Below are 26,074 nucleotides of genomic sequence, written 5' to 3' on the forward strand. Positions count from 1 at the left end.
CGCACTCGGTGTCCACAATTGACGGCATGCGTATATCCCTGGCCTCGGACAGCCTCGACGGAATCGCGTCGGAGCTTGCGGCCGAGGTGGAACGGCGCGGCCATTCAGTCACACTCTATGGAGCACTGGCCCCCGGCGACCGGGCCGATTGGGCATGGTGCTGCTCCGCCGCGGCGCGGGACGTCGCGGAGGGGCGCGCGGACCAGGCCGTGGTCTGTTGCTGGACCGGCACCGGCGCGTCCATAGCGGCAAACAAGGTAGCGGGCGTGCGTGCGGCGCTGTGCACCGACGCCGCCACTGCCGCGGGCGCCCGCACGTGGAACGACGCCAACGTGCTCGCGCTCAGCCTCCGCCTCACCTCCCGGCAGGTGCTGACGGAGATCCTGGACGCCTGGTTCTCCGGGTCGCCGAGCACCGATCCGGAGGACGCGGCGAACATCGCCCACGTGGGGGAAATCCGGTAGAGACCGATTGTGGGCCGCACGCTAACGTCGATGCCATGAGCACGTCGCTACCCGTCCTCGGCGCCTGTCCGCTCGACTGCCCCGACACCTGTTCCTGGGTCGTCACCGTGCGCGACGGCGAGGCCGTCGGGTTGCGCGGCAACCGCGACCACCCCTACACGCGCGGGGCGTTGTGCGTGAAGGTCAACCGCTATCTGGAGCAGGTGCGGTCGGCCGACCGCGTCCTCCACCCGTTGAAGAGGGTGGGGCCGAAGGGATCCGGGCGGTTCGAGCGGATCAGCCTGGACCAGGCGCTGTCGGAGATCGCGGCCAAGCTGGCGTCGATCGTCGAGGAGCATGGCGGCGAGGCGATCTGGCCCTACCAGGGCACCGGGACGCTCGGCTATGTCCAGGGCGAGTCGGGCCAGGCCGGGCGGCGGTTCTGGAACGCCCTGGGCGCGTCGCGGCACGACCTCAACATCTGCGCGCGGGCCGGCAACGACGGGCTGCGCTACGTCAACGGCACTCCCGGCGGCATGGACCCGGAGACGTTCGCCCTGTCGCGGCTCATCCTGCTGTGGGGCACCAACACGCTGACCAGCGGCCACCACATGTGGAAGTTCGTCCAGGACGCCCGCGCCGCCGGAGCGTACGTCGTGGCGATCGACCCCATCCGCACGCGTACCGCCGACCAGGCGGACGAGCACCTGCCGATCCGGCCGGGCACCGACGCCGCGCTCGCCCTCGGCCTGCTGCACGTCGTGCTGGAGGAGGGCGCGGAGGACCGCGCGTACATCGAGGAGCACACGACCGGCTGGGACGAGTTCGAGGCCGAGATCCGCAGGCATCCCCCGGCGCTGGTGGCGGAGATCACCGGCCTGCCCGAGGAGCGGATCCGCGCCCTCGGCGTACGGCTCGCGCACACCCGGCCGACCGGCATCCGGGCCACGATGGGCGTCCAGCGGCACGGAGGCGGCGGGGCCGCGATGCGGATGATCGCCTGCATTCCCGGCGTCACCGGCGACTGGCGCTATCCGGGCGGCGGCGTGGCCTACTCCACCTCGGGACACGCCCCCAAGGGCCCCGACCCGCGCGACGACCTGCTCCCCCACCCCGTGCGTACGCTCACGATGACCCGGCTGGCCGACGGGCTGGACGAGTCGGTGAAGTGCCTGTGGGTCTACGCGGCCAACCCGATGGGGTCGACCTCCGACCAGAACCGGATCAGGGCGGCGCTGGAGAGGGAGGACCTGTTCACGGTGGTGATGGAGCAGTTCCCGACCGACACCGTCGACTACGCCGACTACGTGCTGCCCGCGACCATGCAGATCGAGCACCTCGACGTGCACCACGGCTACGGGCACATGTACATGGTGTGGAACGAGCCCGCCGTCGAGCCGCCGGGCGAGTGCCTGTCCACGACCGAGACCTTCCGGCGGCTCGCCCGGCTGATGGGCCTGACCGAGCCGTCCCTCTACGACAGCGACCTCGAACTGGCCGAGCAGACGCTCGCCCAGGTGGGGATCTCCGTGGAGGAGTGCCGCAAGCAAGGGTGGGCGCGGCTGCGGGTGGCCGAGCCGTTCGTGCCGTTCACCGAGGGTTTCCCGACGCCGAGCGGGCGGCTGGAGTTCGCCTCCGCGAAGGCCGAGGCCGCCGGGCTGCCTCGGGTGGCGGGCTACGTGCCCTCGTTCACCGCCAGTACGGCTCCCGCCGACCGGCCGCACCCGCTCGTCATGATCACCCCGGCCGCGCACACGTTCCTGAACACGCAGTTCGCCAACAACCCGGAGCTGCGCAAGCGCTCGAAGGGCCCGCGGGTGATGGTCAACCCGGCCGACGCCGCGTCGCGGGGCCTCGTGGACGGGCAGGCCGCCCGGGTCTTCAACGGCAACGGCGAGTTCCGGGCGTACGTGGAGGTCAGCGACCGGGTGGCGCAGGGCGTGGTGGCGGCGCCGAAGGGCCACTGGCCGAAGCTGGCGGGCGGGGCCAACCCCAACGCGCTGGTGGAGGAGCGGGACGCCGACATGGGCCGGGGCCCCATCTATCACGACAACTTCGTCGACGTCGCGCCGCTCTCAGACGAGGAGGAGTTTGAACCCCTCGTGTGAGGCGGTGAAGCCGAGCGAGCCGTAGAAGCGGTGGGCCTCGGTGCGGGCCTTGTCGGAGGTGAGCTGCACCAGCGCGCAGCCGCGCTCCCGGGCCCGCTCGATCGCCCACCGCATCATCTCCCGGCCGATTCCCCGGTTGCGGTGGGGCACGGCGACCCTGACCGCCTCGACCAGCGCGCGTTCGCCACCCCGCCGCGACAGCCCGGGAATGTAGGTGAGCTGCATGGTTCCGATCACCTCGCCGTCCGACTCCACGACGATCAGCTCGTTGCGCGGGTCGGTGTCCACCGCCTCGAAGGCGGCGTAGTAGTCCGGCTCCCCGGAAGACGGGCGGGCAGCGGTGATCGCGTCCTCGTTGATCATGGCCACGATGACGGGGACGTCCTCACGCCGGGCCGTACGGAAGTGCAGATCCATGCCGGGGAGCCTAACCGGGGGGTGTCAGGGGCGGCTCAGGGACTTCCCCGATGCCGCGGAAACGCCCGAAAAGGCACGCTGTAGTCATGAACGAACTGACCCGCATGGACGAGATGTCCTTGGCCGGCGCGGCCCTGCGCGGCGCGCCCTGGCGAGCCGCGGCGACGTCCGGTGGGGCGGTCGCGGCCACGAGCTTCATCCTGGGCGTCATCCTGCCCGGCCCGGCCGACCTGACGTGGGCCCTGTGCGCGGGGATCACGGTGTTCGCCCTCGTCGCGGCGATCGGGGCGATCTCCAAGCCCGACGTCGGCGACCGGGTGACCCGGCAGGCCCGCCTGTGGGCGCTGCGCCACCCCTGGCGCTTCTCGCTCTACCCGGGCCTCGGCGCGGCGGCCCTCATGTATCCGGTGCAGCTGGTGATCGACCGCGAGGGCATCTTCGGCGCGGCCTTCGACGCGCTGTGGGGCGGCGCGCTCGTGCTGCTGATCACCGCCGTCCTCACGTTCTCGATGCGCGGCCGGGCCAAGGGCGCCTGAGCGTCAGGCCCGCCGTTCCGCCGCGCTGCGGCAGACGCAGAACTCGTTGCCCTCGGGGTCGAGCAGGGTGACCCATCCGGCGCCGTCCGGCGTCCGATGGTCCTCGTACGGCTTGGCCCCGAGCGCGAGCAGCCGCTCCACCTCCTGGTCGCGGGTGCCGTCCCCTGTGGGTCTCAGGTCGAGGTGCAGGCGGTTCTTGACGGTCTTGCCGTCGGGCACCCGGATGAAAAGCAGGTGCGGAGGGCCGCCCGGACGGTCGAGCATGACCTCGTCGTCCTCCGGCTCGGAGTCGACGAGCGGCCAGCCCAGGGCCTCGCTCCACCACTGGGCCAGCTCGTACGGCCGGGCGCAGTCGATCGTCGTCGTGTGGATCTCAATCATGCGCCCAGCCAAGCGCGACACCAGCAAAGGTGTCAAGAAGGTTACGTGGACGCGCGCCGGGCCGTCCGCCGGGGCCTCAGCTCCCGGACGAGGCTCACCGCCGACACCAGGGCCCAGACGCCCTCCAGCAGCAGGAATCCCCAGTCGTCGCCCGCGTACGCGAGCCACGCGAGCACCGCGGAGCCGACGAGATTGAGCACCAGGTAGATCTTCGAACGGTTGTCGAGGACGTTCATCTGGGAGAGCAGGAACGCGCCGAGGATGAGAACGGCGCCGGCGATCTGCAGAACTTGGTCCATGTCCTTCCGCCCACCGTCTTCGCTGGGCCGGGTACGGCGGGCACCTCGTCCGGGACGACCGCGGATCGCGGCCTTCTCACAACGGGACCATACCTGTTGTGCGTCACCAAACCGTGCGATGTGTGGCGCAGACCATGGATATCGCCGGTTACTCGCGGGTAGCATTCGTTTAGAGTTACCGACCAGTACGTTACCCCCGGGGTTCGGTTCTAGGAGCGCACACAGATGGGTCACTACAAGAGCAACGTCCGCGACCTGGAGTTCAACCTCTTCGAGGTGTTCGGGCGCAGGGAGATCCTCGGCACCGGCCCGTTCGCCGAGGTCGACGAGGACACCGCGCGAACCGTGCTGGACGAGGTCAACCGGCTGGCCACCGGCCCCCTGGCCGCCTCGTTCGAGGACGCCGACCGCCACCCGCCCGTCTTCGACCCCGTCACCCACAGCGTGACCATGCCGGAGAGCTTCAAGCGCTCCTACCAGGCCTGGGTCGACGCCGAGTGGTGGCGGCTGGAGCTCCAGCCGGAGCTCGGCGGCACGCCCGCCCCGCGCAGCCTGGTGTGGGCCATGGCCGAGATGGTGCTCGGCGCCAACCCCGCCGTGTGGATGTTCGCCTGCGGCCCGGCCTTCGCCCGCCTGCTCTTCGAGCTCGGCACCCCCGAGCAGAAGCGGTTCGCCGAGCTGGCCGTCGAGCGGCACTGGGGCGCGACCATGGTGCTCACCGAGCCCGACGCCGGCTCCGACGTGGGCGCGGGCCGTACGAAGGCGATCCAGCAACCCGACGGCACCTGGCACATCGAGGGCGTCAAGCGCTTCATCACCAGTGCCGAGCACGACATGACCGAGAACATCTTCCACCTCGTGCTGGCCCGGCCCGAGGGTGCCAAGCCCGGCACCAAGGGCCTGTCGATGTTCCTCGTGCCGAAATATCTGGTGGACCTGGAGACCGGCGAGCTGGGCGAGCGCAACGGCGTCTACGTCACCAACGTCGAGAAGAAGATGGGCCTGAAGGTCTCCACGACCTGCGAGCTCACGCTCGGCGAGAAGCACCCGGCCATCGGCTACCTGGTCGGCGACGTGCACGACGGCATCCGGCAGATGTTCATGGTGATCGAGAACGCCCGGATGATGGTGGGCGCCAAGGCCATCGCCACGCTGTCCACCGGCTATCTCAACGCGCTCGACTTCGCCAAGAACCGCGTGCAGGGCGCCGACCTCACCCGCGCGGGCGACAAGACCGCCCCGCGCGTCACGATCACCCACCACCCCGACGTACGCCGCGAGCTCATGCTGCAGAAGTCGTACGCCGAGGCCATGCGGGCGCTGGTCATCTACACGGCGACGATCCAGGACCAGATCCAGATCGCGGAGTTCGAGGGCCGCCGCGACGAGGCCGCCGAGGCGCTCAACGACCTGCTGCTCCCGCTGGTCAAGGGCGTCGGCTCCGAGCGGTCGTACGAGCTGCTTGCCCGCTCGCTGCAGACGCTCGGCGGCTCGGGCTTCCTGCAGGACTATCCGATCGAGCAGTACATCCGCGACTCGAAGATCGACTCGCTGTACGAGGGCACGACCGCGATCCAGGGCCAGGACCTGTTCTTCCGCAAGGTCCTCAGGAACCAGGGCGCGGCGCTGGGATCGCTGCTCGGCGAGATCAAGGCGTTCGCCGCCTCGCAGGCGGGCAACGGACGGCTGAAGGTCGAGCGCGGCCTGCTCGACGAGGCGGCCGACGAGGTGAAGGCGATGGCCGACACGATGGCCGGGTGGGCCATCGCCTCCCTGGAGACGCCGCAGGAGGTCTACAAGGTCGGCCTCAACACCACCCGGTTCCTCATGTCGCTGGGCGACCTGGTGCTGGGCTGGCTGCTGCTGCGTCAGGCCGAGGTCGCGCTGAACGCCCTGTCCGCCTCGGAGGAGGACAAGGCGTTCTACACGGGCAAGGTCGCGGCGGCCTCGTTCTTCGCGCAGACCGTGCTCCCCCGGCTGGCCGCCGAGCGCCGCGTGCTCGCCGCCACCGGCCAGGACCTCATGGAACTGCCGGAAGAGTCCTTCTGACCGTCGGTGCGGCCGCCGCCCATGTGCCGGCGAGGCGGCCGCACCTCTTCCCGGGCCGGTCAGGTGAACGCGGGAAGCGGTGCGGCGGCCGATGGAGGCACGGGTGCCTTCAGGCCGAAGTGGGGAGCGGCCGGGCCGCGCTGTCCTCGTCGGTGTTGACGGTCTGGAGCAACTCCTCGCGCTCGGGGGTGCTCTCCGGGCGGATGAAGCCGATGATCGTGAAGAGCACCAGCGAGGTGGCCACCGGCGCGGCCGTCGCCACGGCGGTCGAGACGCCGCTCATGCCATAGTTCGTGAGCCAGAAGACGAACAGGCCGGCCGCCCACGAGACCAGCGCCGCCGCCGGGCCCGACCTGCGGAACAACGGCAGCATGCCGAGCAGCAGCGGGATCGAGATCGGGCCTATGAGCCCGGCCACCCACTTGATGACGACCGTGATGATGTCCTTCAGCACCGGGCTGTTCACCTGAGTGGCCACCGCCATCGACAGCGCGATGAAGGCCACCGTGGTGACCCGGGCCGCGACCAGTGCGGCCCTGGTGTTCCAGGCCCGCGCCGCGTGGGACAGCACCGGGATCACGTCGCGGGTGAAGACCGACGCGATCGCGTTGGCGTCGGAGGAGGCCATCGCCATCGTGTGCGAGAAGAAGCCCGCGATCACCAGGCCGAGCAGGCCGTGCGGGATGAGCTGGGTGGTCAGCAGCGCGTACGAGTCGCTCGCGTCGGGCTTGGTCGCCTGGACCAGCAGCGGCGCGGCCCACATCGGGAAGAACAGCAGCAGCGGCCAGATCGCCCACAGCACGGCCGACAGCCGGGCGCCGCGCGCCGCCTCCGCCGCGCTCGGCGCGGCCATGTAGCGCTGGGCCTGGTTCCACATGCCGCCGTTGTATTCGAACGTCTTGATGAACAGGAACGCGAGCAGGAACGTCACGGTGAAGGGCCCGTTGAGCGGCTGGGCGTGCCCCTCCGGCAGGCGATCCCACATCCCGCCGATGGCGCCGATGCCGCCGAGCTTGGCGAGGACGGCGACCAGCATGACGACGCCGGCGAGGAGCTGGATGACGAACTGCCCGAAGTCGGTGAGCGCGTCGGCCCACAGGCCGCCGACCGTGCAGTAGATCGCGGTGACGACGCCGGTGATCAGGATGCCCTGGTTGAGCGACAGGCCGGTGAACGTCGACAGCAGCGTGGCGATCGCGGCCCACTTCGCGCCGACGTCCACGATCTTCAGCAGGCCGCCCGACCAGGCGAGCGCCTGCTGGGTCGGCACGTTGTAGCGCTTGGCGAGGAACTCCAGCGGCGAGCTGACCCTGAGCTTCGACCGGATCCGGTTCAGTCTCGGGGCGAACAGCACCGAGCCGATCGCGATGCCGATCGCGATCGGGAAGGCCCAGGTGACGTACGAGGTGGCGCCGTAGAGGTAGGCGATTCCGGCATACCCGGTGAACATGACGGCGCTGTAGCCGGACATGTGGTGCGAGATGCCGGCCAGCCACCAGGGCATCTTGCCCCCGGCGGTGAAGAAGTCACTGATGTTGCCGATACGCCGGTGCGAGTAGACGCCGATCGCCACCATGACGACGAAATAGGCGCCCAGAACGTACCAGTCCAATGGGTTCACGCGCGTCGTACCTCCGGGTGAACAGCGGCACCCGGACCGACAACCGCCTGGCCTCGTTACGATGCGCCCGCCTCCCGCCCCGCGTCAATGGCGGTTTCGCAGGTCACGGGCGTACGGGAGAAGGGACAGACATCGTGACACAGGTCACAGACCGTTCACGTTTCTGAACGAACTTCGCGTATCTGAATCGTTATCAGGAACGGCCTTGATCTCGCACAGGGTGGCGGGTGAAAGTGTGCGGCGAAATGAGATTCCAGCAAGCGGCACAGAACGGACCCGTCACCGCCTGGCATCGGTGATCGTCCAGCAGGTCAGACGGCCGCGACCACGGCGGAGCGGCGTTCGAGGGCGGCCGAGAGGACGGCGAGCACGAGCGCGGAGGCGGTGAGGAGGGCGCCCACCCAGTTGGGCGCGGTGTAGCCCAGGCCCGCCGCGATGACGAGGCCGCCGAGCCAGGCGCTCAGGGCGTTGCCGAGGTTGAAGGCGCCGATGTTGACCGCCGAGGCCAGCGTCGGCGCGCCGTGGGCCAGATCGAGCACGCGCTTCTGCAGCGGCGGCACGGTGGCGAAGCCGAGCGCCCCGACGAGGGCGACGGTCACCGCGGCGAGGATCTTGCTGTGCGCGGTCAGCGTGAAGGCGGCGAGGACGATCGCGAGGCCGCCCAGCGAGACGTACAGCATCGGCATCAGCGCACGGTCGGCGAACCGTCCCCCGACGAGGTTGCCGGCGACCATGCCGAGGCCGAACAGGACCAGCAGCCAGGTCACCGCCCCTTCGGGGTAGCCCGTGACCCGGATCATCATCGGCGCGATGTAGGTGATGGCCGCGAAGACGCCGCCGAACCCGAGCACGGTCATGCCCATCGCGAGCAGCACCTGGACGTCGCGGAGCGCCGCCACCTCATGGCGCAGGCGTACGCCCTCGGGGCGCGGCACCTCGGGCACGAGCGCGGCGACACCGAGCAAGCCGACGACACCGAGCCCCGCGACGATCGCGAAGGTGGTCCGCCAGCCGGCGACCTGGCCGACCAGGGTGCCCAGGGGTACGCCGACGACGTTGGCCACGGTCAGCCCGGTGAACATCAGGGCGATCGCGCCGGCCTTCCGGTGCGGGGCGACCAGTTCGGCCGCGACGACGGAGCCGATGCCGAAGAACGCGCCGTGCGCGAGCGAGGCGATCACGCGGCCTGCCAGCATCACCCCGAAGTTCGGCGCAAGGGCCGAGAGCAGGTTTCCGGCGATGAACAGCGCCATGAGCAGCATCAGCATGCGCTTGCGGGACATCGCGGTGCCCAGCACGGTCATCAGCGGAGCGCCGACGACGACACCCAGGGCGTACCCCGTGACGAGCAGGCCCGCGGTCGGGATCGAGACCGCGAGCTCGGACGCCACCTGCGGAAGCAACCCCGTGATCACGAACTCGGTGGTCCCGATCCCGAAGGCCCCGATGGCGAGGGCCAGGAGCGCGAGAGGCATGAGCGTCCCCCAACGATTGCATGAGCGAGTAACAGGCGCAAACAATAGTTGCAGGCGCGGGATAGTTGCAAGCGCGGGCTATTTCGGGAGTGGAGTATCCTCGACTGCGTCACCTGGAACGGAGGGAGAGCCGATGACGGCCACGGATCCCGCCCTCACCGCGCTCGCGCAGGGCTGGCGCGCCCTCTCCCTGTTGCACGAGAAGATCGAGGCGCACATCGAGCGCGCCCTGCAGACCAAGCACGGCCTGAGCGTGCGGGAATACTCCCTGCTTGAGACGCTCAGCCGGCAGCACGACGGCCCCGGCGGCCACCTGCAGATGAAGCAGGTCGCCGACGCCGTGGTGCTCAGCCAGAGCGCGACGACGCGCCTGGTGACCCGGCTCGAAGAGCGGGGACTGCTCACCCGCTATCTGTGCCCCACCGACCGCCGCGGGATCTACACCGACGTCAGCCCCGCGGGCCTGGCGCTGCTCGCCGAGGCCCGTCCCACGAACGACGCCGCCCTGCGGGAGGCACTCGACCAGGCGGCCCGGGACCCCCAGCTCGCCCCTCTGGTCGAAGCGGTCGAATCACTGCACGCGCGGGCGTGACACGACGCGGTCTGACGACCGCCGGGTGCAGACGCCCGAGTCACTGGACGCGCGGGCCTGACCCCGGCCGCGCCCACCGAGGGCGGGCCGGAAACGCGCCCGCGCGGCGCTTAAGGGCGTACTGCACGCCCTCGCGGCCCTACACGTACTGCACGCCCTCGCGCCCCTAGAGCTCGTACTGCACGGCCGCGCGGTCGGCGAGGATCGGCGCGATGCACTCCTTGATCACCGCCAGGTGGACCGGGTGGTCGCGATAGACGATGTAGTCCTCGACGGAGTCGAAGTCGGCGACCACGCCGAAGGAGAAGTTGCCCTGGTTGACGCCCGCGTCGTGGCCGATCTGGTAGGAGCGCAGCTCGGGGATGGCGTCCGGCAGCGTGCTCAGCCGCCTGGCCACCTCGGCCCGCTGTTCCTCGGTGGCGTCCTCGGTCCACTTCAGCAGCACGACGTGGCGGAACATGCACTCCCCCTGGAATGAGACGCACGCGGCCGGGCGGCCGCGCTCTTCACGGCGCTCATCCTCTCATCATCGGTGACGCGGGCGCGGACGCGGTGGGTGTCGGGGGCCGGCCGGGCGCGCCGCCCGGGCGCAGAAGGGCGAGCCCGGCCCCACCATGGCCGACATGACCCGCAAGATCACCGAAGCGCTCGACACCGCCCGACGGCAGCTCCCTGGGTCCCGTCCGGACCCCGGGACGCGGCGACGACCAGCCCGGCCCGACCGCAAGGGCCCGGCGCTCTCCTCCACCGGCGCCCGCGCGCCGTCCGGATCCGGGGCGACGCGCTCGCCCTCCGAGGCCGTGGTCACCCGTGACCCGGCGGCCAGCCCACCACCGTCCTGCCAGGCCACGGGGACGATCCGGCGCTCGATCTCCGGGAGGACACGGTTCGCGGTGGTGTCCTGCCGGTCACGCGGTATGAGGATCACACCCGAACAGCAGGAATCCGAGCGTGCGCCTCACTGGTCCGGATCCTGCATCCGACTTGAGTGGTCTCCGCTCAGCTCCAGGCGAGCATGCGGAGGGGGTCCTCCAGCATGGCGCCGACGTCGCGCAGCACGTACGAACCGAGCTCGCCGTCGACCACGCGGTGGTCGAACGACAGCGCCAGCGTGGTGACCTTGCGGACCGCGAGCTGCCCGTCGACCACCCAGGGCATGTCCCTGATCTGGCCGATGGCGAGGATCGCCACCTCTCCCGGGTTGAGGATCGGCGTGCCGGCGTCGACGCCGAAGACACCGACGTTGGTGATCGTGATCGTGCCGCCGCTCAGCTCGGCGGGCCGGCACTTGCCGGCCCGCGCCCGCTCGGTGAGCTCGCCCAGCGCCCGGGCGAGCTCGGGCAGCGACATCGCGTCGGCGTCCTTGACGTTCGGCACGATCAGCCCGCGATCGGTGGCGGCGGCGATGCCGAGGTTCACGTAGTGCTTGACCACGATCTCCTCGCCGGTCCACGTGGCGTTGACCATGGGGTGCCGCTTCACCGCGGTGATCAGAGCCTTCGCCACCAGGAGCAGTGGCGAGACCTTGACCTCGGCGAACTCGGGCAGCGTACGCAGCCGCCGGACCGCCTCCATCGTCTCGGTCACGTCGACCTGCAGCCACTCGGTCACGTGCGGGGCCGAGAACGCGCTGGCCACCATGGCCTGCGCGGTCGCCTTCCTGACCCCCCTGACCGGGATGCGCTCCTCCCGGACTCCCGCCTCGCGCCGTACGGCGGTCGCGGCGGGGGCGGGCGCCGCCACGGCGGCCTCCACGTCGGCGCGGGTGATCGACCCCTGGGGGCCGGTGCCCGTGAGGGTCGCCAGGTCGACGCCGAGGTCCTTGGCGAGCTTGCGTACCGGCGGCTTGGCCAGGACGCGCGCCCGCGCGGACGTCGCGGATCCGTTGCCCTGTGCTCCAACGGCGCCTGCCGCCGCGATGGCCGGAGCGACGGGAGCGGCGGCGACGGGGGCGACCGGCGGGGCGGACACGGCGGACGGCGGAACGGACACGGCCGCCGGCGGAACGGATACAGCGGGCGCGGCCTGCTTGCGGGGGCGGCGGCGGGTGGCGCTCGTCTTGACGCCGTACCCGACCAGCACCGGCTGGCGCTCCTCCTTGGCCGGGGCGGCCTCCGGAGCGGCGTTCCGCACGCCCGGCACCATGTCGTCCGCCAGTGCCTCCCGACCGGCGGCGGAGGCGTCGCCGGCCTCGCCGTCCTCGATCGAGATGATCGGGGTGCCGACGTCCACGGTCTGGCCCTCGCCGACCATCAGGCCGGAGACGGTGCCCTCGTACGGGCACGGCAGCTCGACGACGGCCTTGGCCGTCTCGATCTCGACGATCGTCTGGTTGATCTTCACCGAGTCGCCCGGGGCGACGTGCCACTTGACGATCTCGGCCTCGGTCAGCCCCTCACCCACGTCGGGGAGCCTGAACTCACGGAGCATGAGAAGTGCCTCCCCCCTCAGTAGGCGAACGTGCGGTCGACGGCGTCGAGCACGCGGTCCAGGTCGGGCAGGTAGTGGTCCTCCAGCCGCGACGGCGGGTAGGGCGTGGAGAACCCGCCGACCCGCAGCACCGGCGCCTCCAGGCTGTAGAAGCAGCGCTCGGTGATGCGCGCCGCCAGCTCGGCCCCGTAGCCGGTGAAGACGGGGGCCTCGTGGGCGACCACGCACCGTCCGGTCCGCGTGACCGACTCGGTCAGGACGTCCACGTCGAGGGGGTTGAGCGAGCGCAGGTCGATGACCTCGATGCTCCGCCCGTCCTCCTCCGCCGCCGCGGCGGCCTCCAGGCAGGTCTTCACCATCGGCCCGTACGCGATCAGCGTGACGTCGCTGCCCTGCCGTACGGTGCGGGCGCGGTCGAGCGGCAGGCCGGGAGCGGCGAGGTCGACGTCGGCCTTGTCCCAATAACGACGCTTGGGCTCGAAGAAGATGATCGGGTCGTCGCAGCGGACGGCGTCCTGGATCATCGTGTACGCGTCCACCGGGTTGGAGCACGCGACCACCCGCAGGCCCGCGGTGTGGGTGAAGTACGCCTCGGGCGACTCCGAGTGGTGCTCGACGGCCCCGATGCCGCCACCGCAGGGGATGCGTACGACGACCGGCAGCTTGAGCGTGCCGAGCGACCGCAGCGGCATCTTGGCGAGCTGCGTGATGATCTGGTCGGCGGCCGGGAACACGAACCCGTCGAACTGGATCTCGCAGACCGGACGGTAGCCGCGCAGGGCCAGGCCGATCGCCGTCCCGATGATGCCCGACTCGGCGAGCGGCGTGTCGATCACGCGGTCTTCGCCGAAGTCCTTCTGCAGGCCGTCGGTGACGCGGAAGACACCGCCGAGCTTGCCGACGTCCTCTCCCATCACGAGCACCTTGGGGTCGTCCTCCATCGAGCGGCGGAGGCCCTCGTTCAACGCCTTGGCGAGAGTCAGTGTGGTCATCGTTCGAACCCCGCCAGGTAGGTCAGATACTGCTCGCGTTCCTCGTCGAGGAGTGAGTGGGCACCGGCGTACACGTGATCAAAGATAGCCCTGGGGGGTGGGTCGGGCAGCGCGAGGCACCGGCTTCGCACGTCTTTGCCGAGCGCGTCGGCCTCGGCGTCGATCTTCTCGAAGAACTCCTGGTCGGCGAGCCGGTTCTTGAAGAGGTACGCCTTGACCCGCTCGATGGGGTCCTTCAGCTTCCACGCCTCAAGTTCGTCGGCGAGGCGGTAGCGGGTGGGGTCGTCGGAGGTCGTGTGCGCGCCCATCCGGTAGGTGAACGCCTCGATCATCGTCGGTCCCTGCCCCTCGCGGGCGTTCTGGAGCGCCCGGCGGGTCACGGCGAGGCAGGCGAACACGTCGTTGCCGTCGACCCGGATGCCGGGGAAGCCGAAGCCGGACGCCCTCTTGTAGAGCGGGATCTTCGTCTGCTTCTCCAGCGGCTCGGAGATGGCCCACTGGTTGTTCTGGCAGAAGAACACGACGGGGGCGTTGAACACCGAGGCCCAGATGAACGACTCGTTCACGTCGCCCTGGGAGGTCGCGCCGTCGCCGAAGTAGACGATCGTGGCCGCCTCGGCGCCGTCGCGCTGGATGCCCATGGCGTAGCCGACCGCGTGCAGGGCCTGGGAGCCGATGACGATCGTGTAGAGGTGGAAGTTGTGCTCCGCCGGGTCCCACCCGCCGTTGCTCACGCCGCGGAAGAGGCCGAGCAGCTTGACCGGGTCGACGTCGCGGCACCAGGCCACGCCGTGCTCGCGATAGGTGGGGAAGGCCATGTCGGCGTCGGTGAGCGCCCGGCCCGAGCCGATCTGGGCCGCCTCCTGGCCGAGCAGGGAGGCCCAGATGCCGAGCTCGCCCTGCCGCTGGAGCGCGACGGCCTCCAGGTCGATGCGGCGGACGAGGACCAGGTCACGGTAGAGGGAGCGGACCTCCTCCGCGGTCAGGTCGATGTCGTAGTCGGGATGCTCGACCCGCTCCCCTTCGGGGGTGAGCAGTTGGACGAGCTCCGGAGGTGCGTCTGCACCACGAGGGGCGTCGGCTGTCACGTGCCACTCCTGTGCGTGTCGGGCCCCCGCGGGTGGGGTCACCCCCGCGACGGCCGGGTCGTCGGGCGTACGGCCGTTGGGGTGGACGACCGGGCGCATATGTGGACATCGTGGCAGAACTCACACCCCTAAGCGCAAGTCCCCGCCCGCCCGTCCACACTTCTCCGATTCCCGGATGGTGAGACGCCACACCCCGGGATCTCTTCCTACGAGCGGTGAACCACGCGTCCTCCCAGCAGGGTCAGCCACGCGTTCACGCCCGCGAGGTCAGCCACGCCGACGCGGTCGAGATCGTGGTCCAAGACGACGACGTCGGCCAGCTTTCCCGGCGTCAGGGAACCGATGCGGTCTTCCATCCGCAGCGCGTACGCCGCGTCGGCGGTGTGGGCGCGCAGCGCCTCGTCCAGCGTGACGGCCTGGTCGGCGCCGATGGGGTCGCCCTCGCGGGTGCGCCGCCGTACGGCGTTGGCCACGGTCTCCATCGGCCGCAGCGAGGAGACGAACGAGTCGCTCGACAGCACCGGGCGGAGCCCGCCGTCGATCTCCTCGCGCATCGGCTGGAGCCGATGGGCGCGGCGCTCCCCCAGCCGCCGTACGAAGTCCCTCCCGCTGTCGTGCAGGAAGTTCGGCTGGTTGACCGGGATGACGCCGAGCGCGGCGAATTCCCGCACCTGCCCGGGCGTGGGGTGGCCGCAGTGCTCGATGCGCGGCCGTGCGTCGTCTCCCGACACGGCCACCGCGGCCTTGATCGCGTCGAGCGTGTAGGCCATCGCGAGATCGCCCTGGGTGTGCACGCCGACCTGCCAGCCCGCGGCGGCCGCCCGGCGGACGAGGTCGGTGAGCCGCTCGGGCCGGTGATAGGTGGAGCCGGTGAACTGGCCGCCCTCGCCGTACGGTTCGCTGAACAGGGCGGTGCCGCCGAGCAGCGTGCCGTCGCAGTAGAACTTCATCGCGCCCAGGCGCAGCATGTCGTCGCCGAAGGGACCCGCCAGGCCGAGGGTGGTCAGGTCGTCCAGCATGTGCGACAGCGGCATGCAGACCGTGCGCACCGGCAGGGTGCCGGCGGCGTGCGCGGCTCGGTAGATCGTCAGCTCCCGGCGGGACACCTGGGGGTCGCACACCGTCGTGAGCCCCGCCGACAGGTACGCCTCACCGGCGGCGGCGAGCCACGACAGCAGCTGCTCCGCCGGGAGATCGGTGTGGAAGTTGGGGCCGTGGCAGCCGATGTCCACCGCGGTCGGCAGCAGCAGCTCCATCGCGGAGTCCAGCACCATCCCGGTGAGCCGACCGCCCTCGTCGCGCAGGAAGGCGCCGCCGGCCGGGTCGGGCACATCCGCGGTGATCCCGCGCCATGCCAGCGCGGCGGAGTTGACCACGGCATGGTGACCGGAGACGTGGTAGACGATCACCGGGTGCTCGGTCGTCGCCTCGTCCAGGTCCCACCGCGACGGCCGGCCGCCGGGGAACTTGGCGTCGTCCATGCCGAACGCCCTGATCCACTGGCCCGGTGGCGTACGCCGCGCCTGCTCGGCGATCACCGCCACGAGGTCGGCGGCGCTCGCCACGTCCGGGTAACGCGCGTCGGCGGACGCCAGGGACTCGGCCGTGGACAACAAGTGGTTGTGCGGGTCGATGAACCCCGGCAGCACCGTGCGGCCCCCGGCGTCGATCACCTCCGCACCGGGTCCCGCCGCCCCCGTCACCTCGGCGTGCCGGCCGACGGCGAGGACGCGGCCGTCGCGCACGGCGAGCGCCTCACATCGGGGGATACCGGGGTCCATAGTGCGGACCCTGGCGTTGGTGATGACGATCGCAGACAAGAACTCCTCCAACCGATGGATCACTGAGAGACGGCGGGCGTGCCGGAGACGGCCGGGGCGTCGCGGTGCCGCGGTGCGGCGGCCAGGCAGACCACGCTGAGCACGCACATCCCGATCAGCAGCCCGATGGCGGGCGCGGGCCCGCCGCCGCCGGCCTTCACCAGGGCGGTCGCCGCCAGAGGCGAAAGCCCGCCGAAGATCGCCCCGGCCACCTGGTAGGCCAGCGACATGCCCGTGTAGCGCACGTCCGGGGAGAACATCTCGGCGAGCAGCGTGGCCATCGGCCCGTATGTCGCGGACATGGCCAGCCGCATGAGGCCGAGCATCAGGAAGATGAGGACCGTGTCGCGGGTCCCCATGACGGTGAACTGCGGGACCGCGAGCAGGGCCACGGCGACCAGCCCGGCGATGACGACCCGCCGCCCGCCGACCCGGTCTCCGAGCCACGAGATGGCGAGCGTGGCGACGAGTTCGACGAACGCGGCGAAGCTGAGCCCGTTGAGCACCACCTGCTCCTCGACTCCGACGTCCGCGCCGGTCGCGTACGCGAGCAGGAAGGTCGTCGCGATGTAGTAGCCGCCGATGGCCACCGGGAGCGCCCCGATGCCGAACAGCACGGGCCGCCACGACGAGCGCAGCACGGCCCTGATCGGCAGCTCCGCGGCGGCCGCGGGGGCGCTCGCGCGCCGCTGCTTGACCTGTTCGAATACCGGCGACTCCTCGACCCGCAGCCGGATGAACATGCCGACGAGCACCAGGACCGCCGAGACGAGGAACGGCACCCGCCAGGCCCAGCCGCGCAGGGCCGCGTCGCCGAACGAGGTCATCACGCTGAACGCCCCGGTCGCGAGCAGGGCGCCCGCGGAGTTGCCGAGCTGGGCGAACGAGCCGTAGAAGGTCTTCTTCCCCTCCGGGGCGTGCTCGACCGCCATCAGCGCGGCCCCGCCCCATTCACCTCCCACGGCGAGGCCCTGGACGAACCGCAGCAGCACCAGCAGCGCGGGCGCCGCCGCTCCGGCGGAGGCGTAGGTGGGCAGCAGCCCGACGGCGAAGGTCGCCACGCCCATCATCAGCAGCGTGACGACCAGGGCCGACTTGCGGCCCAGCCGGTCGCCGAAGTGACCGAACACCACGCCGCCCAAGGGACGTGCGAAGAACCCGACGGCGTACGTCGCGAACGCCGCCATGACGCCGACCAGCGGATCGGTGGACGCCGGGAAGAAGACGTCCCCGAAGACGAGGGCCGCGGCCGTCGCGTAGACGTAGAAGTCGTACCACTCGATCGTGGTTCCGATGAAGGCCGCGTACGCGGCCCGGCGGGGGGTTCGTCGGTCCATGAGGTCCTCCGTGGGTTGGGGGTTGGACAGACCGTACGATCAGGCCAAACAGGAGCAATGTGGGCGATTTGCACTATCGTCGGGGCTTTCTCGGGCGAAGTGCACAGGAGACGTCATGCCGCTCACCGTCGCCGACGTGCTGACCATGCCGATGCTGGAGATCCGCCTGATCGCGGGCCACAGCGGACAGGGCAACCACGTCAGGTGGGCCCATGCGACCGAGCTGGCCGATCCCGTGCCCTGGCTGCGCGGCGGCGAGCTGGTCATGACGGTCGGGCTCGGGCTGCCCGCGTCCGCGCGGGAACGCGGCGAGTACGTCGAGCGGCTGAGCCGGGCGGGCTGCGCCGCCCTTGCCTTCGCGCTGGACGAGCACCTGGCCGAGATTCCCCGCGAGATCGTCGAGGCGGCGGACCGGCTCGGGCTGCCCCTGCTGGAGATCACCGGCAGGACGCCGTTCATCGCGGTGGCGGAGGCCGTGGCCCGCTGGCACGCCGACGAACGGGTCCGCGGCGAGCGGCGGGCCGCGGCGGCGCAGGAGGCGATGGCCCGGGCCGCGCTGCGGCACGGCTCGCTCGGCATCCTCCGCGCGCTCGCCGAACACACCGGCTGCGAGACGCTCCTGCTCGATCCCCGGGGGCGGCCCCGCGTGTCCCATCCCGAGGGAGTCCGGCCGTGGCATGCGGAGGCGGCGGAGGCGGTCGGTCAGCTCACCGGCCCCCGCGGCTCGATGATGATCGACCGGGGCGACCGGGTGCTCCAGGTGCAGAGCCTCGGCTTCACCGGGCCGCCCCGCGGCTGGCTCGCCCTCCACGGCGCGTCGACCGAGTGGCACACCAGGATCCTGGCCAACCAGGCGGCGAGCCTGCTGGCGATCGAGCTGGTGGGGCTGCACCAGGCCCGTGCCCGGGCGCACGCCCAGCGCGCCGCCGTGCTGAGCGCCGTCCTCGACGGCATGGCCGGCGCCGCCGATGATCGCGCCGCGGGCGGCGGGGCGGCACCGCTATTCACGACCGGCCGGCTCGCCGAGATCTGCCCCATGCCACCCCCGCCGTACGAGGTGATCGTGGCCGTGGCCCGGGGCGAGGCGCCGCCGCTGGCCGATCCCGCGCTGGACGCGCTGAGCGACGTCATGGGGGACCCGGCCGCCGAGGAGACGGTGTTCGTCTGCCCGCGCGCCGGCGGGCTGCTCCTGGTGGTGCCACAGACCGAGCCTCGGCTCGGCCCCGCCCTGGTCGAACGGCTGAGCGCGCTCACCGGCCTGGACATCTGCGCGGGCGCGTGCGGCGCACGGGACATCAGCGAGATCGCCTCCGCCGTACGGCACGCGACGGCTCTCGCCGGCGGCCCGGGATACACGCACGTCGACGACCTCGAGCCGTGGGCGCTGCTGCGCGACGCCCTGGACCCCGAAGGAGCGGCCCGCTTCGCCGACGTGGTGCTCAAGCCGCTGCGGGAGCACGACCGGCGGCACGGCGGCGCTCTGGCCTCCTCCGTCAGAACCTTCCTCGACTGTGGCGCCAACGTCGAGGTCGCGGCACGACGCCTCGGCGTGCACCGCAACACCATGCGGGCCCGCCTGCGGACGGCCGAGCGCGTCTGCGGGCGCGACCTCGGCAAGGCGCGCGACCGCCTGGAGTTGTGGCTCGCCCTGTCTCTGGACGAATTCGTCCCGCCGGGCCGCAGGAGCTGAGCCGGCCCCTTCAACCCGCCGGAGCCGAGCCGGCGCGGCACCACGCCCGCCCCGGTCCGCCGCGAGGCGGGGCGTCCCGGCCCGTCGGGGGCGAGCCGGCGGCGCGGCACTAGGCTTGACCCCAAACGGACCCCCGAACGGGCGGATTTCCCCGAATCGGCGGGCCTCACTCGAATTGGAGGAACATCGTGGCGCGCGTCATCGTCGACGTCATGCTCAAGCCGGAGATCCTCGACCCGCAGGGCCAGGCGATCGCGCGGGCGCTGCCGCGACTCGGCTTCTCCGGGGTCTCCGGAGTGCGTCAGGGCAAGCGGTTCGAGCTGGAGCTGGACGGCCCGGCCGACGAGGCCGCGCTTTCGGACGTCCGCAAGATGGCCGAAACCCTGCTCGCCAACACGGTGATCGAGGACTTCACCATCCGCGTCGAAGGGTGAAGTGACACATTTCACATCGCTATTCCGGCGGCGTGTCCACCCCTAATCAGGCATCGGTCCGTCTCGAAGCCACCTATCCGGTGCGCGCTGAATAACGGGGACGTGATTTTGCGGTTAGCCCTGATTCATCGGGGAAGCCTCTCTTGGTGACCTTCGACACCGGGGAGGGGTCCGGTGGACATTGAGTTCTCTCTGGCGATGCCACGGGATGCGATCGGCATCCCGATGGTTCGCCGGGTGGTAGGAGACGCGCTGCGGTCTCTCGGGGTGACCGAGGAGTGCGTTTCCGACATACTCCTGGCCACGTCCGAGGCGTGCGCCAACGCGGTGCGGCACGGTGGTCCCGCCAACCGCTACGAGGTCATGGCCACCATCGGCAACGGCCGCTGCGAGTTGCGCGTCGCGGACGAGGGCGAGGGGCTGCACATGATCCCCCGCCAATATCCGCCGGCGGAGACCGAGAACGGCCGGGGCATCCTGATCATGCGTGCCGTCGTGGACGATCTCTCGTTCGACATCACGCCCGGGCGCGGCACGATCGTGCGCCTGTGCAAGGAACTCGACTGGGACGAGGACGCCATCGCCCACCACCTCACCCTCGACTGCCACTTCGCCGGGGTCTGAGAATCACGGCTCCGCACCACGCCGGGCCCGGGCCCGGCGTGACGTGTGATCGGAAGCAGGACTCCGCGCGCGGAGCCGATTTGGCGGCTCCGATACCCTGAGGTGTACCGCCACAGACCGCCGTCCGGCCCGATGACGGTGGCGTCCGCCCTGGCGGGAACCCTTGGAGGGAAAACTGTCATGAGCGCTGCCCGGGTGGGCGTCGTCACCTTCCCCGGAACACTCGACGACCAGGACGCCGCGCGAGCCGTACGGCTGGCCGGAGCGGAGGCGGTGCCCCTGTGGCACGCCGATCACGACCTCAAGGGAGTCGACGCCGTCTTCCTGCCCGGAGGGTTCTCCTACGGCGACTATCTTCGCTGCGGGGCGATCTCCCGGTTCTCCCCTCTCATGACCGAGCTGATCCCGGCCGCCCAGGCCGGGCTGCCCGTGCTCGGCACCTGCAACGGCTTCCAGATCCTCTGCGAGGCGCACCTGCTGCCGGGCGCGCTGACCCGCAACGAGGGTCTCCACTACATCTGCCGCGACCAGCTCATCCGCGTGGAGAACACGCGTACGGCATGGACGGCGGACTTCGCCGAAGGCCAGGAGATCGTGCTGCCGATCAAGCACGGCGAGGGCCGTTATGTGGCCGACGCGGAGACGCTGGCGGCGCTGGAGAGCGAGGGCCGGGTGGTCTTCCGCTACGCGGGCGGCAACCCGAACGGTTCGCTCAACGACATCGCCGGGATCACCAATGAGGCCGGGAACATCGTCGGCCTCATGCCCCACCCCGAGCACGCGGTCGAGGAGCTGACCGGCGCGCCGAGCGTCGACGGCCGCGGCTTCTTCACTTCGATCCTGAAGAGACTGGTGAACGCGTAAATGCTCGACAGTGTGAGCCGTGCGCTGGAGACGCCGGACGAGCGCCAGCCGTACGCCGAGCTGGGCATGAAGGAGGACGAGTACCAGCGCGTACGCGACATCCTCGGCCGCCGTCCGACCAGCTCCGAGCTGGCGATCTACTCGGTCATGTGGAGCGAGCACTGCTCCTACAAGTCGTCCAAGGTGCACCTGCGGCAGTTCGGCACCAAGGCGCCCAAGTCGGAGGCCCTGCTCGTCGGCATGGGCGAGAACGCCGGCGTGGTCGACATCGGCGACGGCTGGGCCGCCACCTTCAAGATCGAGTCGCACAACCACCCGTCGTACGTCGAGCCGCACCAGGGCGCCGCGACCGGCGTCGGCGGCATCGTGCGCGACATCATGTCGATGGGCGCCCGGCCGATCGCGGTCATGGACTCGCTGCGCTTCGGCGGGGCCGACCAGCCCGACACGCGCCGCGTGCTGCCGGGCGTGGTCGAGGGCATCAGCCACTACGGCAACTGCCTCGGCCTGCCCAACATCGGCGGCGAGGTCGTCTTCGACCCCTGCTACATCGGCAACCCGCTGGTCAACGCCCTGTGCGTCGGCCTGCTGCGCAAGGACCAGATCAAGCTGGCCACCGCGCCGGGCCCCGGCAACAAGGTCGTGCTGTTCGGCGCCAGGACCGGCGCGGACGGCATCGGCGGCGCGTCGGTGCTGGCGTCGGCCACCTTCGAGGACGAGTCGCAGGCCAAGCGGCCCGCCGTGCAGGTCGGCGACCCGTTCATGGAGAAGCTGCTGATCGAGTGCTGCCTTGAGCTCTACCAGGCGGACGTGGTCGTCGGCATCCAGGACCTCGGCGCGGCCGGGGTGTCCTGCGCCACGACAGAGCTGGCCGCCAAGGGCACCGGCGGCATGGAGGTGAACCTCAACCTCGTCCCGCTGCGCGACCCCACGCTGCGGCCCGAGGAGATCCTCATGAGCGAGTCGCAGGAGCGCATGATGGCGGTCGTCACGCCCGACGACATCCCGGCCTTCATGGCGATCTGCGACAAGTGGGACGTGCCGGCGACCGTGATCGGCGAGGTCACCGACACCGGCAGGCTCGTCATGACGTGGGACGGCGAGGTCATCGTCGACATCCCGCCGGGCACGGCCGCCGACGAGGGCCCGGTCTACGAGCGCCCGTTCCACGAGCCCGCCGGGCAGGCGGCGCTCAACGCCGACGGCCCGGAGCGCCTGCCGAGGCCCGAGGACCTGCGGGAGACCCTGCTCACCCTGCTCGGCTCGCCCAACCTCGGGTCGAAGGAGTGGGTTACCTCCCAGTACGACCGGTATGTCCGGGGCAACACGGTCCTGGCCCAGCCCGCCGACGCCGGGATGCTGCGCATCTCCGAGGTCATGCCGGGCGCCCAGGAGACCACGCGGGGCATCGCGCTCGCGACCGACGGCAACGGCCGCTACGCCAAGCTCGATCCGTACACGGGGGCCCAGCTCGCGCTGGCCGAGGCGTACCGCAACGTGGCGGTGACCGGCGCGAAGCCGCTCGCCGTCACCAACTGCCTCAACTTCGGCTCGCCGGAGGACCCCGAGGTCATGTGGCAGTTCTCCGAGGCCGTACGCGGGCTCGCGGACGCCTGCCGGACCCTGGGCGTGCCGGTGACCGGCGGCAACGTGTCGTTCTACAACCAGACGGGCTCCACCGCGATCAACCCGACGCCGGTGGTCGGCGTGCTCGGCGTGATCGACGACGTGGCCCAGCGGGTCAGGCAGGGCTTCACCGCTCCGGACCTGCGGGTGCTCCTGCTGGGCGAGACCCGCGAGGAGTTCGGCGGCTCCGAGTGGGCGCACGTCGCCCACGGGCACCTGGGCGGCCTCCCGCCGCAGGCGGACCTGGAGGCCGAGCGCGGCCTGGCCGCGGTGCTGACCGAGGCGGCGGCGCGCGGGCTGCTCGAAGGCTCGCACGACCTGTCCGACGGCGGTCTCGCCGTCGCCCTGGCGGAGTCGTGCCTGGCCCAGGGCGTCGGCTGCACGGTGACCCTGCCAGGCGAGGACGCCTTCGTCGAGCTGTTCAGCGAGTCGGCCGCGCGGGCGCTGGTGTGCGTGCGGCCCGAGGCGTTCGACGCCTTCGCCGACCTGTGCGCCCGCTACGAGGTTCCCTGCTCCGGACTCGGCGTCACCGGCGGTTCCGCGCTCACGGTCGAGGGCGTCCTCGAGGTCCCGGTCGAGGAGCTTCGCGGGGTGCACGCGTCCGCGCTCCCGCGCGTCTTCGGCTGATCTCGATCGAGTGAAAGGGCCCTTCCGGACGGATAGTCGTCCGGAAGGGCCTTCGCCTGTCACGGTCGTCGCCGACGCGTGCCGAGCCGTGCCGACGGGAGTACGGCGGATCTCCGGGCGCCTCCGCGTCGCAGGTGCTGGCCCCGGTCGCGGCCTCGCTGCCGCCGGGTTCGCGTGTCGTCGTCCCCCGACATCGAGCAGACGTCGAACCTGTTCCCCTGGCTCGCGCACGATCTCGACGTACGTACGGTGCCGCCCGCGGACCTGCCCGGAGCGATCGACGAGCGCACGGACGCGGTCGCCTTCAGCCTGGCCGAACCCTCCGGCGCACCCCGGCCCGGTGGTCACGGCGCCGGCGCAGGGCGTCGCCGACACGGCGGGAGGGGTGGCCGGGAGGGCGGGCGCTAACCCTAGTGACCGTTGACGTGGCAGGTGGCGGTCATCGTCTTGGACGGGTCGCTCTCGGAGGTGGCCGTGAGCTTCACCGTGGCGTGACGGCTGCCGCCCGCGGACTGCTGGGCGAAGACGGTGACGGTCTCCTTGCCGCCGAAGTCGACGGCCGCGAGGGCGTTGGGCGTGATCGTGGTCCAGCCGTTCCCTTCGACCTCGGCCTTCAGCCGGTAGACGTCGCTGTTCAGGTAGGCGCTGACGTCCTCGGGGTGCTGACCCTGAGCGGAGGCGGCCTTGCCGGTGTTGAACAGCGGGAAGCTGCACATCGACACGCCCTTCTCGGCGCCGGGGACGCCGGCGCCCGGCAGCAGCTTCACGCCCCGCTTCTGCGGGCCCGCGCCGTCGAGGGACTTGATCGCCACCGTGTACGACAGGATTCCCTTGGCGTCGCGCTGCACGTCGGTGATGTAGAAGTGCAGGCGGTTGGCCTCGTCGACGTACTCGTACTGGCTGCCCGAGTCGGTGCCGGCGTGGAAGAGGGCGTCGGCGAGCTGCCGATAGTCGCCGATCGTGATCGGGACCTCGGTGCCGTCGGGCAGCACGTAGTCGGTCATGTCGATGTCCTGCGGGTTGGCGTCGATCACCCACTCGAACGGCGCCCGGTCCTGGTTCTTGGTCTTGGCCAGGAGCACGCCGGAGTCGGGGGTGAAGGAGTCGCTGCCCATCCGGTCGACGACCTCGACGGTGTAGTTGTCGTAGCCGCCGCCGTCGCAGAGCGGGTCGGTCTGCTGGGTGCACGACCCGGTTGACTTGTCGCCGGTGTCGAAGGAGATGTTGACGCCCGTCAGGTCCTTCTTGCCCGGCTGGACCTCGCGCGCGGTCACCTTGGCGACGACCATGCCGGAGTCGCGCAGCGCCTCACGCGACAGGCGCAGGACGTTCTGCTCGTCCACCATGTTCAGCTTGATCTTGTTGCGCAGCATGTGCTGGGCGCCCATCGATGCGCCCGCCGTCGGCGGGATCAGCCAGCGGCTGTGCGGGCCGCCGGGGCCGTTGAAGCTGCCGCGGCTGAGCATCTCCCAGATGCCGGTGTAGGACCGGACCGGCGGGTTGCCGTACGGGTTGTTGTAGTTGTCCAGGACGCCCAGGATGTGGCTGAACTCGTGGGCGAACACCCCCTGGCCGGAGCTTTCGGCCTGGACGGAGTCGACGCCGATGTTCGCGTTGGGCCAGAACGTCGAGCCGGCGGCCCAGGACGTCCAGTCCACGTAGCGGGTCCGAGACCAGTTGGGCAGGTTCGGGTCGGGCGGGCCGAAGTCGTCGGTGACGTCCTCCTTGGTGGGGAACTTCATCATGCCGAACTCCTGCCAGGTCGACGACTCGTCCTGACCGGCGCTCAGGTAGAAGACGAAGTCGAACCGGCTCGCCACGTCCTGGCCGACGTCGGCGACCCAGGCGGCCTTGCCGTCCGTACGCAGGTTCCTGTTGCAGTTGTCCCCCGCCGGGCACGCGTCGCGCTGGTATTCCATCGCGTACTCGTACGACTTGCCCGGCATGGTGTAGGGGCCGAACGCCGTGAGGTCGACGCCATACCGGCCGCCCGAGTCCTCCATCCAGTACTCGTGCAGGGTGTGGCCCCTGTTGAGCTCGTTGGGGGTGTTGAGGAAGTCCTGGTAGAACTTGGCGACCTGGTCACGGGGGATGTCGTGGGCCTGGGAGCTGGGGTTGCCGAACACGGTCGAGTTCTGCGGCTGGGTGACCACGAACGGCTGGTTGGGGTAGTCGAGCAGCACGAGCGCGCCCTTGAAGGTGCGCGTCGAGCCCTTCACGGCGGGGTTCGCCCAGTCGGTGCCCGGGATCTTCTTGTAGTCCGCCCACGTCATGTGGTCGGGGTTCTTCCAGTTCTGCGGGTCGATCGGCGCGACCACGCGCGACGCGCGGCCACGCAGGGCCTGCATCTCGTCCGGCTGGTCGCGCTGCCAGGGCTGGACCTGGGGCCAGTGGTCACGCCGCCAGGGGTGATCGGGGTCTCCGCCGGGGGCCGCGGAGGCGGGAGCCGCCGCCAGCGCGAGCGGGACGAGCGCGATGGCCGCCACTATGCCCGGGAACAGTGTTTTTGAGAGTTTCACGAATTATGACGCTATAGAGACTATTGACGGAGATCATCGGTCACTTGTAAGGAAGACCAGCAGGGCCTTCTCCTACAAATGTCGAAGCGCCCAGGTGGAGGC

23 protein-coding genes and 1 riboswitch are annotated in these 26,074 nt (G+C 70.8%); of the genes, 11 read left to right on the plus strand and 12 right to left on the minus strand.

The window, feature by feature from the left end; all coding sequences use genetic code 11:
* Positions 1-26: 26 nt before the first annotated feature.
* Positions 27-464, plus strand: coding sequence for an RpiB/LacA/LacB family sugar-phosphate isomerase (locus tag OHB01_RS06705; protein ID WP_142650652.1), 438 nt, complete (start codon positions 27-29; stop codon positions 462-464).
* 35 nt (positions 465-499) lie between these two features.
* The gene (locus OHB01_RS06710; protein ID WP_142650651.1) at positions 500-2,551 is read left to right on the plus strand and encodes a molybdopterin-containing oxidoreductase family protein; all 2,052 of its coding nucleotides are present in this window, start codon (positions 500-502) and stop codon (positions 2,549-2,551) included.
* On the opposite strand, the gene OHB01_RS06715 is transcribed toward OHB01_RS06710, so the two are convergent.
* A complete protein-coding gene (locus tag OHB01_RS06715; RefSeq protein ID WP_142650650.1) occupies positions 2,519-2,968 on the minus strand; it encodes a GNAT family N-acetyltransferase in 450 nt (149 codons plus the stop codon). The two genes, OHB01_RS06710 and OHB01_RS06715, sit on opposite strands and share 33 nt — an antisense overlap.
* 86 nt (positions 2,969-3,054) lie before the next feature.
* Here OHB01_RS06715 and OHB01_RS06720 point away from each other — a divergent pair, with 86 nt between their 5' ends.
* On the plus strand, positions 3,055-3,504 hold the full coding sequence (locus OHB01_RS06720) for a hypothetical protein (protein WP_147944114.1): 450 nt from the start codon (positions 3,055-3,057) through the stop codon (positions 3,502-3,504).
* 3 nt (positions 3,505-3,507) lie between these two features.
* Here the strand turns inward: OHB01_RS06720 and OHB01_RS06725 are convergent, their stop codons facing one another.
* Both OHB01_RS06725 and OHB01_RS06730 read right to left on the minus strand, forming a co-directional pair.
* Complete coding sequence (locus tag OHB01_RS06725; protein WP_142650648.1) at positions 3,508-3,885, minus strand: VOC family protein; 378 nt, start codon at positions 3,883-3,885, stop codon at positions 3,508-3,510.
* A gap of 41 nt (positions 3,886-3,926) precedes the next feature.
* The gene (locus tag OHB01_RS06730; protein WP_142650647.1) at positions 3,927-4,184 is read right to left on the minus strand and encodes a CBU_0592 family membrane protein; all 258 of its coding nucleotides are present in this window, start codon (positions 4,182-4,184) and stop codon (positions 3,927-3,929) included.
* A gap of 5 nt (positions 4,185-4,189) precedes the next feature.
* A riboswitch (guanidine-III (ykkC-III) riboswitch) is annotated at positions 4,190-4,261 on the minus strand.
* A 148-nt stretch (positions 4,262-4,409) separates the two neighbouring features.
* Between OHB01_RS06730 and OHB01_RS06735 the strand changes: the two genes are divergently transcribed.
* Positions 4,410-6,233: an acyl-CoA dehydrogenase gene (locus OHB01_RS06735; RefSeq protein WP_147944115.1), complete on the plus strand. Its 1,824-nt coding sequence runs from the start codon at positions 4,410-4,412 to the stop codon at positions 6,231-6,233.
* 109 nt (positions 6,234-6,342) lie between these two features.
* On the opposite strand, the gene OHB01_RS06740 is transcribed toward OHB01_RS06735, so the two are convergent.
* Positions 6,343-7,854 carry a sodium:solute symporter family protein gene (locus OHB01_RS06740; RefSeq protein WP_328855096.1) on the minus strand — a complete coding sequence of 504 codons (1,512 nt, stop codon included), beginning with the start codon at positions 7,852-7,854 and terminating at the stop codon, positions 6,343-6,345.
* 311 nt (positions 7,855-8,165) lie between these two features.
* A complete protein-coding gene (locus OHB01_RS06745; RefSeq protein WP_142650644.1) occupies positions 8,166-9,329 on the minus strand; it encodes an MFS transporter in 1,164 nt (387 codons plus the stop codon).
* Between the two features lie 133 nt (positions 9,330-9,462).
* Between OHB01_RS06745 and OHB01_RS06750 the strand changes: the two genes are divergently transcribed.
* Complete coding sequence (locus OHB01_RS06750; RefSeq protein ID WP_142650643.1) at positions 9,463-9,921, plus strand: MarR family winged helix-turn-helix transcriptional regulator; 459 nt, start codon at positions 9,463-9,465, stop codon at positions 9,919-9,921.
* Positions 9,922-10,087: 166 nt separating this feature from the next.
* On the opposite strand, the gene OHB01_RS06755 is transcribed toward OHB01_RS06750, so the two are convergent.
* The 6 genes from OHB01_RS06755 to OHB01_RS06780 all read right to left on the minus strand — a co-directional run bounded on the left by OHB01_RS06755 (position 10,088) and on the right by OHB01_RS06780 (position 17,588).
* Complete coding sequence (locus OHB01_RS06755; RefSeq protein ID WP_142650642.1) at positions 10,088-10,381, minus strand: Dabb family protein; 294 nt, start codon at positions 10,379-10,381, stop codon at positions 10,088-10,090.
* Positions 10,382-10,920: 539 nt separating this feature from the next.
* Entirely contained in the window at positions 10,921-12,351 is a 1,431-nt protein-coding gene (locus OHB01_RS06760; protein ID WP_142650641.1) for a dihydrolipoamide acetyltransferase family protein, read from the minus strand.
* A 17-nt stretch (positions 12,352-12,368) separates the two neighbouring features.
* Entirely contained in the window at positions 12,369-13,343 is a 975-nt protein-coding gene (locus tag OHB01_RS06765) for an alpha-ketoacid dehydrogenase subunit beta (RefSeq protein WP_142650640.1), read from the minus strand.
* Entirely contained in the window at positions 13,340-14,431 is a 1,092-nt protein-coding gene (gene pdhA, locus OHB01_RS06770) for a pyruvate dehydrogenase (acetyl-transferring) E1 component subunit alpha (RefSeq protein ID WP_328710947.1), read from the minus strand. Before pdhA ends, OHB01_RS06765 begins: the two co-directional genes overlap by 4 nt.
* 206 nt (positions 14,432-14,637) lie before the next feature.
* The gene (locus OHB01_RS06775; RefSeq protein WP_142650638.1) at positions 14,638-16,251 is read right to left on the minus strand and encodes an amidohydrolase; all 1,614 of its coding nucleotides are present in this window, start codon (positions 16,249-16,251) and stop codon (positions 14,638-14,640) included.
* Positions 16,252-16,271: 20 nt separating this feature from the next.
* Positions 16,272-17,588 carry an MFS transporter gene (locus OHB01_RS06780; RefSeq protein ID WP_142650637.1) on the minus strand — a complete coding sequence of 439 codons (1,317 nt, stop codon included), beginning with the start codon at positions 17,586-17,588 and terminating at the stop codon, positions 16,272-16,274.
* A gap of 115 nt (positions 17,589-17,703) precedes the next feature.
* Here OHB01_RS06780 and OHB01_RS06785 point away from each other — a divergent pair, with 115 nt between their 5' ends.
* From OHB01_RS06785 to OHB01_RS06810, 6 genes are all read left to right on the plus strand, one after another.
* Positions 17,704-19,278 (plus strand): PucR family transcriptional regulator, encoded by a 1,575-nt coding sequence (locus OHB01_RS06785; protein ID WP_168066365.1) that lies wholly within the window; start codon positions 17,704-17,706, stop codon positions 19,276-19,278.
* Positions 19,279-19,466: 188 nt separating this feature from the next.
* Positions 19,467-19,712 (plus strand): phosphoribosylformylglycinamidine synthase subunit PurS, encoded by a 246-nt coding sequence (purS, locus tag OHB01_RS06790; protein ID WP_142561095.1) that lies wholly within the window; start codon positions 19,467-19,469, stop codon positions 19,710-19,712.
* A gap of 174 nt (positions 19,713-19,886) precedes the next feature.
* Complete coding sequence (locus OHB01_RS06795) at positions 19,887-20,336, plus strand: ATP-binding protein (RefSeq protein WP_142621993.1); 450 nt, start codon at positions 19,887-19,889, stop codon at positions 20,334-20,336.
* Between the two features lie 180 nt (positions 20,337-20,516).
* Positions 20,517-21,200, plus strand: a complete 684-nt coding sequence (gene purQ, locus OHB01_RS06800; protein ID WP_142650635.1) for a phosphoribosylformylglycinamidine synthase subunit PurQ — start codon at positions 20,517-20,519, stop codon at positions 21,198-21,200.
* Entirely contained in the window at positions 21,201-23,453 is a 2,253-nt protein-coding gene (gene purL / locus OHB01_RS06805) for a phosphoribosylformylglycinamidine synthase subunit PurL (RefSeq protein ID WP_142650634.1), read from the plus strand.
* Between the two features lie 174 nt (positions 23,454-23,627).
* Complete coding sequence (locus OHB01_RS06810; protein WP_147944118.1) at positions 23,628-23,861, plus strand: hypothetical protein; 234 nt, start codon at positions 23,628-23,630, stop codon at positions 23,859-23,861.
* Between the two features lie 2 nt (positions 23,862-23,863).
* On the opposite strand, the gene OHB01_RS06815 is transcribed toward OHB01_RS06810, so the two are convergent.
* Entirely contained in the window at positions 23,864-25,972 is a 2,109-nt protein-coding gene (locus OHB01_RS06815) for a M6 family metalloprotease domain-containing protein (protein ID WP_261985878.1), read from the minus strand.
* Positions 25,973-26,074: the final 102 nt, after the last annotated feature.

Source organism: Microbispora hainanensis (assembly GCF_036186745.1).
Classification (GTDB): Bacteria; Actinomycetota; Actinomycetes; order Streptosporangiales; family Streptosporangiaceae; genus Microbispora.